This window comes from Pseudomonas sp. MPC6 (genome assembly GCF_006094435.1).
Taxonomy (GTDB): Bacteria; Pseudomonadota; Gammaproteobacteria; order Pseudomonadales; family Pseudomonadaceae; genus Aquipseudomonas.
Genome location: NZ_CP034783.1, coordinates 1,348,761 through 1,362,965, shown reverse-complemented (window position 1 = coordinate 1,362,965; position 14,205 = coordinate 1,348,761). Strand labels below are relative to the sequence as shown.

The 14,205-nt window shown below is 60.1% G+C and carries 12 protein-coding genes, 3 tRNA genes and 1 pseudogene; 11 read left to right on the top strand and 5 right to left on the bottom strand.

Annotation, left to right across the window (positions count from 1 at the left end; all coding sequences use genetic code 11):
• Positions 1–6 precede the first annotated feature (6 nt).
• From ELQ88_RS08320 to pdeM, 3 genes are all read left to right on the top strand, one after another.
• Complete coding sequence (locus tag ELQ88_RS08320; protein ID WP_138964528.1) at positions 7–771, top strand: ATP-binding cassette domain-containing protein; 765 nt, start codon at positions 7–9, stop codon at positions 769–771.
• A 213-nt stretch (positions 772–984) separates the two neighbouring features.
• Complete coding sequence (locus ELQ88_RS08315) at positions 985–3,471, top strand: ligase-associated DNA damage response DEXH box helicase (RefSeq protein ID WP_138964526.1); 2,487 nt, start codon at positions 985–987, stop codon at positions 3,469–3,471.
• Positions 3,471–4,130: a ligase-associated DNA damage response endonuclease PdeM gene (pdeM, locus tag ELQ88_RS08310; RefSeq protein ID WP_138964524.1), complete on the top strand. Its 660-nt coding sequence runs from the start codon at positions 3,471–3,473 to the stop codon at positions 4,128–4,130. The genes ELQ88_RS08315 and pdeM overlap by 1 nt, the downstream gene beginning before the upstream one ends.
• Here the strand turns inward: pdeM and ELQ88_RS35030 are convergent.
• The 3 genes and pseudogenes from ELQ88_RS35030 to dcd form a co-directional block, all read right to left on the bottom strand.
• Positions 4,126–4,203 (bottom strand): annotated as a pseudogene (locus ELQ88_RS35030) (outer membrane lipoprotein carrier protein LolA); the annotation flags it as partial. The gene pdeM and the pseudogene ELQ88_RS35030 overlap by 5 nt on opposite strands.
• Before the next feature lie 38 nt (positions 4,204–4,241).
• Positions 4,242–4,448, bottom strand: a complete 207-nt coding sequence (locus ELQ88_RS08305) for a hypothetical protein (protein WP_128872824.1) — start codon at positions 4,446–4,448, stop codon at positions 4,242–4,244.
• Positions 4,449–4,555: 107 nt separating this feature from the next.
• Positions 4,556–5,122: a dCTP deaminase gene (dcd, locus tag ELQ88_RS08300; RefSeq protein ID WP_028622498.1), complete on the bottom strand. Its 567-nt coding sequence runs from the start codon at positions 5,120–5,122 to the stop codon at positions 4,556–4,558.
• 354 nt (positions 5,123–5,476) lie between these two features.
• Between dcd and ELQ88_RS08295 the strand changes: the two genes are divergently transcribed.
• On the top strand, positions 5,477–5,686 hold the full coding sequence (locus tag ELQ88_RS08295) for a cold-shock protein (RefSeq protein ID WP_002554837.1): 210 nt from the start codon (positions 5,477–5,479) through the stop codon (positions 5,684–5,686).
• A gap of 166 nt (positions 5,687–5,852) precedes the next feature.
• Here ELQ88_RS08295 and ELQ88_RS08290 read toward each other — a convergent pair whose 3' ends face one another.
• A complete protein-coding gene (locus ELQ88_RS08290) occupies positions 5,853–6,860 on the bottom strand; it encodes a DUF481 domain-containing protein (RefSeq protein ID WP_128872823.1) in 1,008 nt (335 codons plus the stop codon).
• A 136-nt stretch (positions 6,861–6,996) separates the two neighbouring features.
• On the opposite strand from ELQ88_RS08290, the gene ELQ88_RS08285 reads away from it, so the two are divergent.
• The 4 genes from ELQ88_RS08285 to ELQ88_RS08270 all read left to right on the top strand — a co-directional run bounded on the left by ELQ88_RS08285 (position 6,997) and on the right by ELQ88_RS08270 (position 11,810).
• Entirely contained in the window at positions 6,997–7,377 is a 381-nt protein-coding gene (locus tag ELQ88_RS08285; RefSeq protein ID WP_228761591.1) for an MGMT family protein, read from the top strand.
• A gap of 44 nt (positions 7,378–7,421) precedes the next feature.
• Entirely contained in the window at positions 7,422–8,981 is a 1,560-nt protein-coding gene (locus tag ELQ88_RS08280) for an AmpG family muropeptide MFS transporter (RefSeq protein WP_138964520.1), read from the top strand.
• A 142-nt stretch (positions 8,982–9,123) separates the two neighbouring features.
• Positions 9,124–10,839: a proline--tRNA ligase gene (locus ELQ88_RS08275; RefSeq protein ID WP_128872820.1), complete on the top strand. Its 1,716-nt coding sequence runs from the start codon at positions 9,124–9,126 to the stop codon at positions 10,837–10,839.
• 17 nt (positions 10,840–10,856) lie between these two features.
• Positions 10,857–11,810: a hypothetical protein gene (locus tag ELQ88_RS08270; RefSeq protein ID WP_138964518.1), complete on the top strand. Its 954-nt coding sequence runs from the start codon at positions 10,857–10,859 to the stop codon at positions 11,808–11,810.
• 180 nt (positions 11,811–11,990) lie between these two features.
• Here the strand turns inward: ELQ88_RS08270 and dinB are convergent, their stop codons facing one another.
• Complete coding sequence (dinB, locus tag ELQ88_RS08265; RefSeq protein WP_138964516.1) at positions 11,991–13,052, bottom strand: DNA polymerase IV; 1,062 nt, start codon at positions 13,050–13,052, stop codon at positions 11,991–11,993.
• A 300-nt stretch (positions 13,053–13,352) separates the two neighbouring features.
• Between dinB and ELQ88_RS08260 the strand changes: the two genes are divergently transcribed.
• The 3 genes from ELQ88_RS08260 to ELQ88_RS08250 all read left to right on the top strand — a co-directional run bounded on the left by ELQ88_RS08260 (position 13,353) and on the right by ELQ88_RS08250 (position 14,022).
• Positions 13,353–13,429 (top strand) — tRNA-Met (locus ELQ88_RS08260).
• Between the two features lie 220 nt (positions 13,430–13,649).
• A tRNA-Met gene (locus ELQ88_RS08255) sits at positions 13,650–13,726 on the top strand.
• 219 nt (positions 13,727–13,945) lie between these two features.
• Positions 13,946–14,022: transfer RNA gene (locus ELQ88_RS08250), tRNA-Met, on the top strand.
• Positions 14,023–14,205: the final 183 nt, after the last annotated feature.

The window sequence follows — 14,205 nt, the reverse complement described above, 5'->3', positions numbered from 1 at the left end:
TGCCCCATGTACAAACTGACCATCGAAGGCCTGCATAAAAGCTACGGCGATCATGAAGTCCTCAAAGGCGTTTCGCTCAAGGCCAATACCGGTGACGTCATCAGCCTGATCGGCGCCAGTGGCTCGGGCAAAAGCACCTTCCTGCGCTGCATCAACTTTCTCGAACAACCCAACGACGGCACCATGAGCCTCGATGGCCAGAATATCCGCATGATCAAGGACCGCCACGGCATCCATGTCGCCGATGCCGATGAACTGCAGCGGATCCGCACCCGCCTGGCCATGGTGTTCCAGCATTTCAACCTGTGGAGCCACATGACGGTGCTGGAGAACATCACCATGGCGCCGCGCCGGGTGTTGGGTTGTGACAAGAAAGAAGCCGAGGACCGCGCCCGACGCTACCTGGACAAGGTCGGCCTGGGGGCGCGGGTGGCTGATCAGTACCCGGCGTTCCTGTCCGGCGGGCAGCAGCAGCGGGTCGCCATCGCCCGCGCACTGGCCATGGAGCCGGAAGTCATGCTGTTCGACGAACCGACCTCGGCGCTCGATCCGGAACTGGTCGGTGAAGTGCTCAAGGTGATCCAGGGCCTGGCCGAAGAAGGCCGGACCATGATCATGGTCACCCACGAAATGAGCTTCGCCCGCAAGGTATCGAGCCAGGTGCTGTTTCTGCACCAGGGGTTGGTCGAGGAGGAAGGCGCGCCGGACGCCGTGCTGGGCAATCCGAGAAGTGAACGCCTGAAGCAGTTCCTCAGCGGTAACTTGAAGTAGCGAGCTTGCTCGCGATGGTCGTTAACGACAACGCGTGTTTACTGATTAAACGCGGCGCTTTTGGATCCATCGCGAGCAAGCTCGCCCCTACAATTTCCTTATCTGACTGGCATTACGGCAAGCCGGGCTCCTACAGGACCGCGTTGTGTCATTAAACCTTTCGCATGCCGGCGTGGTCACTGAAAGAAGACTTTCAGAGCGCACACCGCCGGCATGGGAACCTCCCCCGACTTCGCCAGACACTGGTTCACCGCTCGCGGCTGGAAGCCGTTCGTCTTTCAGAAACAGGTATGGGCAGCGATAAAAAACGGCCAGTCCGGGTTGCTGCACGCCAGCACCGGCGCCGGTAAAACCTATGCCGTGTGGTTGGGGGCGCTCGATCGCTTCGCCCGTGCCACCCCTCCCGACGATAAACCGCGCAAACGCAAACCGGTCGCCGAGCCCTTGACAGTGCTGTGGATAACCCCCATGCGCGCCCTGGCCGCCGATACCGCCCGCGCGCTGGAAGCGCCGTTGCACGACTTGCAGGTCCCCTGGAGCGTTGGCCTGCGCACCGGCGATACCAGCAGCAGCGAACGCGCACGGCAAAGTCGGCGCCTGCCCTCCGCACTGATCACCACCCCCGAAAGCCTGACCCTGATGCTGGCCCGCGCCGATGCGTTCACAGCACTGTCGACCTTGCGCATGGTGGTGGTCGACGAATGGCACGAATTGCTCGGCAACAAGCGTGGCGTGCAACTGCAACTGGCCCTCGCCCGGTTGCGCCGCTGGCATCCGGAGCTGATCGTCTGGGGCGTTTCCGCAACCCTGGGTAATCAGGCCCACGCCGAGCAGGTATTAATCCCACAGGGCGGTGGTATCAACGTTCAGGGGCAAACGTCCAAGGCACTGCAGGTCGACACGTTGCTGCCGCCTGCCCTCGAGCGCTTTCCGTGGGCCGGGCACATTGGCTTGAAAATGTTGCCGGCGGTCGTGGCCGAGCTCGAATCCAGCCCCAGCAGCCTGGTGTTCACCAACACCCGTGCGCAATCGGAAATCTGGTTCCTGGCGCTGCTCGAGGCTCGCCCGGACTGGGCCGGCCTGATCGCCCTGCATCACGGCTCGCTGTCCCGGGACACCCGCGACTGGGTCGAACGAGCGCTCAAGGAAGGTCAGCTCAAAGCCGTGGTCTGCACCTCGAGCCTGGACCTGGGCGTGGACTTCCTGCCGGTCGAACGGGTCCTGCAGATCGGCTCGGCCAAAGGCGTGGCGCGGCTGATGCAGCGTGCGGGGCGTTCCGGCCACGCGCCGGGCCGGGTTTCGCGGGTGACGCTGGTGCCGACGCACAGCCTGGAATTGATCGAAGCCGCCGCGGCACAGGACGCGGTGGCGCAACGTCGGATCGAACCCCGCGAGTCGCCGCACAAGCCGCTGGATGTGCTGGTTCAACACCTGGTGAGCATGGCATTGGGCGGCGGGTTCCTGCCCGATGAGTTGTACGAAGAAGTGCGCGGCGCCTGGGCTTATCGTGATCTCACTCCGCAAGATTGGACCTGGGCCCTGGCGTTCGTACGCCACGGCGGGCTTTCTCTGACAGCCTATCCGGACTATCGCCGGGTCGAACCGGATGAGGACGGCGTCTGGCGCGTGCCGGATGCGCGCTTGGCCCGACGGCATCGCATGAACATCGGCACCATCGTCAGCGACGCGAGCATCCAGCTGAAGTTCTGGAGCAAAGGCGGCGGTGGCAAACAGCTGGGCAGTGTCGAAGAAGGCTTTATCGCCAGGCTCAAGCCGGGTGACGGTTTTCTGTTTGCCGGACGCTTGCTGGAGCTGGTCCGGGTGGAAAACATGACGGCCTATGTCAAACGCAGCGCCACGAAAAAAGCCGCAGTGCCGCGCTGGAATGGAGGGCGCATGCCATTGTCCAGCGAGTTGGCGCACGCCGTGGTAGCGCGTTTCAGTGCAGCCGACCAGGGCACTTTCATCGGCCCGGAAATGCAGGCCCTGCGCCCGTTATTAGCGGTACAGAAACGCTGGTCCGGGCTGCCCACCGAGACCAGCCTGCTGGCCGAGGTGCTCAAATCCCGCGAAGGCTGGCACCTGTTCCTCTACCCGTTTGCCGGACGCCAGGTGCATTTGGGCCTGGCGAGCCTGCTGGCATGGCGGGTCAGTCAACGGCAGGCCGTCACCTTTTCGATTGCGGTCAACGACTACGGCCTGGAACTGCTCAGCGCCACTCGCGTCGATTGGTCGACGCAGCTGGATCCGCAACTGTTGAGCCCTGACTGTCTGTTGAAGGACGTCCTCGCCAGCCTGAATGCCGGTGAACTGGCGTTGCGCCGCTTTCGGGAAATCGCGCGCATCGCCGGGCTGGTGTTCGCCGGCTACCCCGGCGCGCCGAAAAGCACGCGCCAGGTTCAGGCGTCGAGCGGCTTGTACTTTGAAGTGTTTAAACAGTACGACGCCGGGAATCTGCTGCTGGCTCAGGCCGGGGAAGAAGTCCTGCGGGAGGAACTGGATATTCGTCGCCTGGAACAGACCCTGGAGCGGCTCAATCGCCTGCAATTGGACCTGCATCCTGTCAAACGCCCTACTCCCCTCGGGTTTCCGCTGCTGGTGGAGCGGATGCGCGAAAGCATGAGCTCGGAAAAACTTGCCGACCGCATCAGACGCATGGTCAGCGATCTCGAGAAAACCGCCGAAACCGGGAAAGCCTGATGAGTACACCCTATCCGGTCCGCCTGGCCGGTGAAGACCTCTGGTTGCTGCCAGAAAAGGCTGTCTATTGGCCAGCGCAACAGGCGTTGTTGATCGCCGATGTGCATTTCGGCAAGGCCGCCGCTTATCGCAGCCTCGGCCAACCGGTGCCGCGGGGCACCACCGCCAGCAATATTGCGGTGTTGAACGGGTTACTGGCAGCCCTGCCCTGTCGACAGCTGATTTTTCTCGGGGATTTCCTACACGGGCCCGGCTCCCACGCGAAAGCCACGCTAAGCGCTTTAGCCGAGTGGCGAGCGCAGCACAGCAACCTGCCCATGACGCTGATCCGCGGCAACCATGACAAGCGCGCCGGCGACCCGCCCGCTTCGCTGAATATTCGAGTGGTGCCCGAGCCTTTGCTGCTGGGACCGTTTGCCTTGCAGCACGAACCGACCCCGCATGGGAGTCGGCACGTGCTGGCCGGGCATGTACACCCCGTCTACCGATTGCACGGTCGAGGTCGACAAAGCTTGCGCCTGGCCTGTTTCAGGCTCGGTGACGAGATCAGCCTGTTACCTGCCTTCGGCGCGTTTACCGGGGGTTATCAGGTAGAGCAGGATGACAGTTGCAGGATATTCGTCATCGGCGATAACGAAATCTGGCCCATCGGCCTGTAGGAGCGAGCTTGCTCGCGAAAAACCTGAGACCACCGCGGGGTGTCAGGCTTATCGAGTCATCGTTGACGACCATCGCGAGCAAGCTCGCTCCTACAGGGGGGCGGGGTGTAATCAGGCAACTGGCGCGGGTGGCGGCTCATCCGGCAGGGTGGGCTCTCCCGGTTCCGTCGGTTGTTCGTTGGGGGTATCGGGATCGGGCTGACCGGGGATGCCCCCCGCCATGATTGGCGGGTGCGCCAACAAGGACCAGGCCAAGACGCCAACCTGATTGGGTTCAAGCCTTGCCAGTTCGGCACTTATTCGCGGATCGATCTTCATGGGACACTCCTGAGCAATGGCCTCGTCCGCTGTGCGCGAACCGGGCAGTACACCCAATAGAGTGTCTACCCGCCCAAGAATTCCCGCCAGCCGCCCGATGAAATGGATCAGGTGCGTGGCAAAGTGACGCCGCGCTGCCCCTGATACTTGCCGCCACGGTCCTTGTAGGAGACTTCGCACTCTTCGTCGGATTCGAAAAACAGCATCTGCGCCACGCCTTCATTGGCGTAGATTTTTGCCGGCAGCGTGGTGGTGTTGGAGAATTCCAGGGTCACATGGCCTTCCCACTCCGGCTCGAGCGGCGTCACGTTGACGATAATGCCGCAACGGGCGTAGGTGCTTTTACCCAGGCAGATGGTCAGCACGTTGCGGGGAATGCGGAAGAATTCCACGGTGCGCGCCAAGGCGAAGGAGTTCGGCGGGATGATGCACACGTCGCTCTTGACGTCGACGAAGCTCTTCTCGTCGAAGTTCTTCGGATCGACGGTCGCCGAATTGATGTTGGTGAACACCTTGAATTCATCGGCGCAACGCACGTCGTAGCCGTAGCTCGACACACCGTAGGAAATCACTCGCTCGGCGCCTTCGCCACGCACCTGGCGCTCGACGAACGGTTCGATCATGCCGTGCTCTTGCGCCATGCGGCGAATCCACTTGTCCGATTTGATGCTCATGGCGGGTGTCCTGAATAGCGAGGTGGAAAAATTCTGTCCGGCATCTTACCGGGCGCGCCGCCGGGTTCAAAGTCCGAGGTACGATTCTCGGCGCCAACCCCTTAATTTGCGGACCTTCGGCACAGAACAATGCACCGTCAGTCACGAAAACAAAGAAACCTTCGCAAGAAACATTGGCACGTTCCGGAAAAAGGGTTAAGGTGGCGCCACTGTGCTGCTTGTGTCACTGAGAATCTCTACACGATATGTTGAATTTCGATCCAACCATCTACAAGAATTTTTCCTGCTCTTTGCACTCAGTCTCGGCCAGGGTTCTTCCTGCGTCGCAGTTATCTTTGTCCAAGGAGTTACACCATGTCTAATCGCCAAACCGGTACCGTTAAGTGGTTCAACGATGAAAAAGGCTTCGGCTTCATCACTCCACAATCCGGTGACGACCTGTTCGTTCACTTCAAAGCTATCCAATCCGACGGCTTCAAAAGCCTGAAAGAAGGCCAACAGGTTTCTTTCATCGCTACCCGCGGTCAGAAAGGCATGCAAGCTGAAGAAGTTCAAGTTATCTAACTTGTACTTGCTTTAGTAAAAGGCCCCGCCCTCAAAAGCGGGGCTTTTTTGTGCCCGTATGTTTTTGCCGGCACCAAAAAAGATCGCAGCTGCGGCAGCTCCTACAGGATATCCATCAATCCAACGTAGGAGCTGCCGCAGGCTGCGATCTTTTGACCTTCAGCGGTTACCAGGTAACGCCAAACCCAGCCGTATAACGCGTCTTGCTCAGGTCAGCCTCATCGCTACCCTTGATGATGTCCCTCTCGGCCTTCAGGTTCAGTGACGCCCAATCGGTCACCTTGTAGCGCAACCCGACCTCGGCATCCAGCGCATAATCCGCCACGCTGCCCAGCGGCTTGCCCACCTCGCCATTGGTGAAGAACTCCACCTTCTTTGCGACCAGATAGCGGTTGTAGTCCCACTTCATGGCGACCGAGTAGAAGTTGTCCTTGCCGCCGTCACTGTATTCGTAATCTGTGCGGTTGAGCAGCGAGCCCAGGGAGAATGCACCCAGCTCGTCATCCCAGAACTGATAACCGGGACCGGTACCGACAGTGCGCTGACGGGCAAGGTCTTCGACCTTGTCACGCTTGTACACCAGGCGGCCCTGCCAGAACCATTTGTCGGTCAGGAAGCGGTCGAGGGAGTACTCGCCGCGCCAGTTGTCCGTGGTGACCACGTCATCCTGGAATTCGCGGTTGTACTCGCCTTCTGCGGTGTGACGCCATCTGCCATGACGGGCACTGGTCTTGAAGTCGACGTCGTAGTCATCGGTATCGTTTTCTGCGCGCTGATAGTCCAGCGCCACATCGATATTGCCCTTCCACACCAGATCTTCGACCACCGGCTTGGGCTTGAGCATCTGCTGAATGCTGGCCAGCTCCACGGTCTTGGGACCGTCGCCGTTGGCAAGGGTCACCTTGCCGTCTTCCGCCGCATGCAGCGCCTTGGCCTTTTCGCCGGTGTAGGCATCCTGTTTGACCAGCAATTGCTGATCGCTTTCCAAAGTTTTGACTTGCTTCCAGTCGATCGGGACCGCACCGGCATACTCGGTCTGGATCAGCAGCTTGCCACCGTCGAACAAGGTGATCTTGCCGCTCAGTTTGTCACCGTTCTTCAACCAGACGGTGTCGGCAAGCAGGGGCGTGGAAGCCGTGAAGACAGCGAGGCACAGCAGGGTTCTGGACACCATAAGCAAAGACAGGCTCAAGATTGCGAAAAAAAGTCGGCATTATCCATAGGAATAAGACCCCAGCAAGCACTGACCCGACTATTTCTATTGAGTTCATTTCTCAATTGCAGACCCAGGCATTACTCTACAGACGGTAATGCGAATCCCCCCAGGAATTGCGGACGTGACCGACTCAACCGCTGAACATCAAAGCCCGGCGCAAATCCGACGCACGGCTCTCTACCTGACCTTGGCGCAAGTGCCCGCGGGCAAGGTGGTGAGTTACGGTCAACTCGCCGAACTGGCCGGGCTGGGTCGCGCCGCCCGCTGGGTCGGTCGGACACTGAGCCAACTGCCCCCTGACAGCAAATTACCCTGGCACCGCGTGCTCGGTGCCGGCGGGCGCATCAGCCTGCCGGCGGGCAGTGTTTCAGGGGATGAACAGCGAGCGCGTTTGCGCATGGAAGGCATCAGTGTCCAGAACAATCGTGTTGATATTCAGCGCCATGGCTGGCGCCCGGTAGAGCACAGCGGTTAGAGTGCGCGCTTTGTTTCCGTAATTCTTGAGGCAGACTCCAGCCCATGCCCCGTAAAACCTGGCGCGCCGCGCTCGCCGCCTATGCCAGCCCTTCAACGCTTGTGCTGTTGTTGCTTGGTTTCGCCGCCGGCTTACCCTACATGCTGGTGTTTTCGACACTTTCAGTCTGGCTGCGTGAAGCCGGCGTGGCTCGCGAAACCATCGGCTATGCAAGCCTGATCGGTCTGGCCTACGCCTTTAAATGGGTCTGGTCGCCGTTGCTCGATCAATGGCGCCTGCCACTGCTCGGCAAGCTCGGTCGCCGTCGCTCCTGGCTGGTGCTCTCCCAGGCACTGGTGATCCTCGGCCTGATCGGGATGGGTTTCTGCGACCCGCAAAAACATCTGTCCTGGCTCATCGCTATCGCCGTGGTCGTCGCCTTCGCCTCCGCGACGCAAGACATCGCCGTAGACGCTTATCGCCTGGAAATCGCCGAAGACAGCCGCCAGGCAGCGCTGGCCGCCAGTTACATGTCCGGTTACCGGATCGCCGCGTTGCTGGCCACCGCTGGCGCGCTGTTCTTCGCCGAAGGCTTCGGCTCCACCGGCTTCAATTACCAGCATTCGGCCTGGGCCGGCACCTACATCCTGTTCGGCGCACTGATGATCCCAGCGCTGCTGACGTCCTTTTTCATGCGCGAACCGCCGGTGCCGCTGCGCACGCAACTGCAGGCCGGCCGCTACAGCTTTGTGCATCAACTGGCGTCGGTCTTCGTGCTGATCGTGCTGCTGGTCTCCGTCCCGGCCTTGTTCACCCAGCTCTATAACACCGACTTCGCCAGCGTGCTGTTCCAGGACGAAAGCCTGCTCGACCTGCTGCTCGAAGACCGCGCATTCCTGCGGGCCATCCTCTACACCACCTTGACCGTCCTGTGCCTGTCGTCCGTGGGCCGCCGCGGCCTGGCGCCGGTGCTGACGCCGGTCAACGACTTCATTCTGCGGTACCGCTGGCAGGCGCTGCTGCTGCTCGGACTGATCGCCACCTACCGGATGTCCGATACGGTCATGGGCGTGATGGCCAACGTGTTCTACATCGACCAGGGTTTCACCAAGGATCAGATTGCCAGCGTCAGCAAAATCTTCGGCCTGATCATGACCCTGGTCGGCGCCGGCATGGGCGGCTTGCTGATCGTGCGCTTCGGCATCTTGCCGATCCTGTTCATCGGCGGGATCACGTCGGCCAGTACCAACCTGCTGTTCCTGATGCTCGCCGACATGGGCGCCAACCTGAACATGCTGATCGGCACCATCTCCCTGGACAACTTCAGCTCGGGCCTGGCGACTTCGGCCTTCGTCGCCTACCTGTCGAGCCTCACCAACCTCAAGTTCTCCGCCACCCAGTACGCGCTGCTCAGCTCGATCATGCTGTTGCTGCCACGCCTGATCGGCGGCTACTCAGGGGTGATGGTGGAGAAATACGGCTACCACGACTTCTTCCTGATTACCGCGCTCCTGGGTGTTCCGACGCTGGTGTTGATCGCCGTGCACTGGTACCAGGAGAACCGCCGCGCCGGTCCGACCCCGACACCGGAGCCGGTGCCGACCCAGGTCGCGGAAGAATCCTAGGCGCTTTACGTAGGAAGTTTCGCAAAGGGCGGGTCGATTCCCGCCCTTTGCCACCCCGCCGACCGCACGCCTGTACGCCAGAAGATCTCGCCCGTACAATGCTCCGTCATTTCTAGTCATCAGCAACCGACAACGGCCAACCATGCGCACCAGTCAATTTTTGCTCGCCACACAGAAAGAAACGCCTTCCGATGCGGTCGTGATCAGCCATCAGCTGATGCTGCGCGCCGGCATGATCCGCAAACTCGCCTCGGGCCTGTACACCTGGCTGCCGATGGGCTTGCGAGTGATGCGCAAGGTCGAAGCCATCGTTCGCGAAGAAATGAACGCCGCGGGCTCTCTTGAAGTGTTGATGCCGAGCACGCAACCGGCCGAGCTGTGGCAGGAATCCGGTCGCTGGGAAGAATACGGCCCGGAATTGCTGCGCTTCAAGGATCGCCACGGCCGCGACTTCTGCGCCGGCCCGACCCACGAAGAAGTCATCACCGACCTGATGCGCAACGAGTTGAGCAGCTACAAGCAGCTGCCGATCAACCTGTATCAGATCCAGACCAAATTCCGTGACGAAATCCGCCCACGCTTCGGTTTGATGCGCGGCCGCGAATTCATCATGAAGGACGCCTATTCCTTCCATGCCGACCAGCCTTCGCTGCAGGTCACTTACGACCGCATGTACCAGGCGTACTGCAACGTGTTCACCCGTCTGGGCCTGAAGTTCCGTGCGGTTGAAGCCGACAACGGTTCCATCGGCGGCGCAGGCTCCCACGAGTTCCACGTGCTGGCCGAATCCGGCGAAGACGATATCGTCTTCAGCAACGGTTCCGACTACGCGGCCAACATCGAGAAAGCCGAAGCCGTGCCCCGGGAAACGTCCCGTGCAGCCGCAACGCAAGAGCTGCGCCTGGTCGACACGCCGAACGCCAAGACCATCGCGCAACTGGTCGAAGGCTTCAACCTGCCAATCGAGAAGACTATCAAGACCCTGGTGGTTCACGCCGAAGAGCCAGGCAAGCTGATTGCCCTGATCATCCGCGGCGACCACGAGCTGAACGAAATCAAGGCCGCCAACCAGCCAGGCGTTGCCAGCCCGCTGGTGATGGCGTCCGAAGCCGAACTGCGCGACGCCATTGGCGCCGGTGCCGGCTCCCTCGGCCCGCTGAACCTGCCGCTGCCGATCATCATCGACCGCTCCGTCGAGCTGATGAGCGACTTCGGCATCGGCGCCAACATCGACGACAAGCACTACTTCGGCGTGAACTGGGAGCGTGATCTGCCGGTACCGACCGTGGCCGACCTGCGTAACGTCGTGGCCGGTGACCCAAGCGCGGATGGCAAGGGCACCCTGGAAATCAAGCGCGGCATCGAAGTCGGGCACATTTTCCAGCTGGGCAACAAATACAGCAAAGCGATGAAGTGCGAAGTGCTGGGCGAGAACGGCAAGCCGGTGACCCTGGAAATGGGCTGCTATGGCATTGGCGTGTCCCGCGTGGTGGCTGCGGCCATCGAACAGAACAACGATGCAAACGGCATTATCTGGAGCGACACCCTGGCCCCCTTCCAGGTCGCCCTGGTACCGCTGCGCTACGAAACCGAACAGGTTCGCGAAGCCACCGACAAGCTGTATGCAGAACTGACTGCCGCCGGCTTCGAAGTGCTGCTGGACGATCGCGACAAGAAAACCAGCCCGGGCATCAAGTTCGCGGACATGGAGCTGATCGGCATTCCGCACCGGATCGTGGTCAGTGACCGCGGCCTCGCCGATGGCAATCTGGAATACAAGAGCCGCACCGAGCCCGAGGCGCAAGCGCTGCCGGTCGCTGACGTGCTGTCTTTCCTCCAGGCCCGTATCCGCCGCTGACACCAGATAGAGAAGTCATGTTCAAGCGAAACACCTTAGGCCTCGGTGGTGCCGCCTTGTGCGGCACCCTGCTGGTCAGCGGCTGTGCCAATCACATGTCGCAACGCAGCGAGCACGAGGAACGTGTCGAGCGCAAATTGCTCGATCACAGCCTGCAGATCGATGTCGGCGAGCCCAAGGTGCTTGAGCTGCCGCAACGGCGGGTGAAAATCCACGAGCAGAAGACCTTCGAAGTCACCGAATTCGAAGTCACGCGCCACTATGATCGCTACACGCCTTACCAACCCTGGCGGGAGATCTATGAGATTCCGCTGGGCGCGGTGGCGGTGGTGGGCGGTGTCGGCGCCAATGTGCTCAACGTGTTCGCCCTCGGCAACCTTCCGGACAGTGTGACCCGGGACTGGTTCAGCTACGGTTTCGCCGGGCTCAACCCGTTCATGAACGCGCAGTCCAATGGTCGTGCGCAGCAGAACCTGGCCGGCATCGACGAAGTCCAGCTGGACAAGCGCACCGAGTACTCGAGCCTGCCGTGGAGCGAGCGCCCGGTCGAGGTCAAGGCCGGCAAGGAAACCTTCCAGCTCAATACCGACAAAAACGGCATTTTGCGCGTGAACCTGCTGGACAGCCCGTTCGCCGAACATGACATCAACCATCTGAGCCGACTGCTGATCACGGTCGCGGACGCCCAGGACGACGTGCACTCCGACTCGTCCCTGGCGGTCAGCAGTGGCTTGCGCGGCAAACTGCTCGAAGCGCACGGGCTGATTTACGACGACCTCGAAGACGACGAAGTGAGCCAGTGGGTACACCGGGTCAAGCGTCTGTCGGAACTGGGTCTGGAAGAAGAAGCCACGGAGCTGGAGCAAAGCCTGATCGAACTGACCCGCAACGATCCGGAGCTGCAGACCGAATTCCTCAAGTCATTGACCCGGGATGCCGGGCGATTGGTGGCGGATCCGGGACCGAATTAAAAGCAAAAGCAAAAGCAAAAGCAAAAGCAAAAAGCTTCGCGAGCAAGCCCGCTCCAACAAGGGATTTGAGGCGGTCACAAATCATGTGTCTGCTGCAAATCCCTTGTGGGAGCGGGCTTGCTCCGGGCGGCGTTCCGAGGAAGGCGGCCTCACATTCATCCCCCCATCAAAACTCTGCCACTACCGCTCAAACAACTCCATCTGCTCAAACCCACCGCGCAAATCCTCCAGCCTGACCCCAATCCCCAACAACCGCACCGGCTTCCCGCCGCGATTGAACGCCTGGGTCAGCAACAGCTGATAACTTCCCAGATCCCGACCTGCCCCGGCCTGCTCCAGCGTGGTCTGGGTAAAGTCATGGAATTTCACTTTGACGAACGGCTTGCCCGGCCGATAACTGCTGTCGATTCGCGCCATCCGTCCGGCCAGGGTCTCCAGCAGCTCGGGTAATTTATCCAGGCAGCTCACCAGATCTGGCAAATCCACGTCGTAGGTGTTTTCCACGCTGATCGACTGGCGACGACTGTCGTTGTGCACCAGACGGTCATCGATCCCACGGGCCAGGCTCCAGAGCCGCTCACCAAAGCTGCCGAATTCGCGCACCAGTGCCAACTTGTCCCATTCGCGCAAATGCGAGCAGTCGACGATACCCAGCCGGCCCAGCTTGTCGGCAGTGACCTTGCCCACCCCGTGCAACTTACTGACCGGCAGACCGCTGACAAAGTCCTCCACCTGATCCGGTGTAATGACGAACAAGCCGTTGGGTTTCTTCCAGTCGCTGGCGATCTTGGCAAGAAACTTGTTCGGTGCGACGCCGGCCGAGACGGTGATGTGCAACTGATTGGACACCCGTCGCCGGATGTCCTGGGCAATGCGTGTGGCGCTACCACCGAAATGCGCACTGTCCGACACATCGAGGTACGCCTCATCGAGGGAGAGCGGCTCGATCAAGTCGGTGTAATCGCGAAAGATCGAGTGAATTTCCTTGGACGCTTCTCTATAGGCGTCCATGCGCGGCTTGACGATGGTCAGGTCCGGGCACAGCTTCAAGGCATGCCCCGACGACATGGCCGAACGCACGCCGTACGCCCGCGCTTCATAATTGCAGGTAGCGATCACTCCCCGCCGATCGGCCGCCCCACCCACCGCCAGCGGTTTACCGGCCAGGCGCGGGTCGTCACGCATCTCGATGGCGGCGTAGAAACAGTCACAATCGACGTGAATGATTTTTCGCTGGGTCATATAAAAGCGGTATTCATGGGCTGGAAATGCGGTCAGGCCGTGTCGGACAGGCAGTATCTCACCGACACCTGTATATAGCACCAGTACTCGGAATGTTCTTTTTCATACGTAGGAAAAGTATCGGATGAATTTAATGACTCAATCGAACCATTTCACCCAATAGAGCCGCAGGCCTTGCCACACCTGCCTCACAGACGTTAAGACCCACCCCCTTGGAGAGCTAAGCGATTGAACAGGAACAGGTTTTTTCAGGATTAGGCTTGACACCCGCGCCATCCTCTGTAGAATCCGACACACAGACGCGGGATGGAGCAGTCTGGTAGCTCGTCGGGCTCATAACCCGAAGGTCGTCGGTTCAAATCCGGCTCCCGCAACCAAACATCAAGAAAGGCTACTCGAAAGAGTGGCCTTTTTTGTGCGCGCCTGTTTTGTACGAGTGCAGCGCTTACCCATCGCCAGCCCAGGAAGATAAATCGTTCTGATTCCTGAACTTAGGTCTTCCCTGCGACGATTTGCGACTGATTTGCGCTTATTCGACCCGTTTCAGGATTAAAGGTTGACTCTGCGCCGTGCGCCTGTAAAGTGCCGCCACACAGACGCGGGATGGAGCAGTCTGGTAGCTCGTCGGGCTCATAACCCGAAGGTCGTCGGTTCAAATCCGGCTCCCGCAACCAAACACCAAGAAAGGCTACTCGAAAGAGTGGCCTTTTTTGTGCGCGCCCGTTTTGTACGGGGGCAGCGCTTACCCATCGCAGTGCGGAAAGAGAAATCGTTCTGATTCCTGAACTTAGGTCTCCCCTGTCGCGGCGTGCCATTCATTTGCACTTATTTGACCAGGTTCAGGATTAACGGTTGACACTCCGCCGTTCGCCTGTAGAATGCCGCCACACAGACGCGGGATGGAGCAGTCTGGTAGCTCGTCGGGCTCATAACCCGAAGGTCGTCGGTTCAAATCCGGCTCCCGCAACCAAACATCAAAAAAGGCTACTCGAAAGAGTGGCCTTTTTTGTATCTGTTGAAAAAGTCCTTTCGCAACAATGACCTGCCATCAGCGAATGAGGCTCGCTCCGACAATTTCCTGCGACCGCAGACAAAACCCTCTATGACTGACGATGTGCCGTCGCCGGATCCCGGTGAGAGGCATTAATATTTG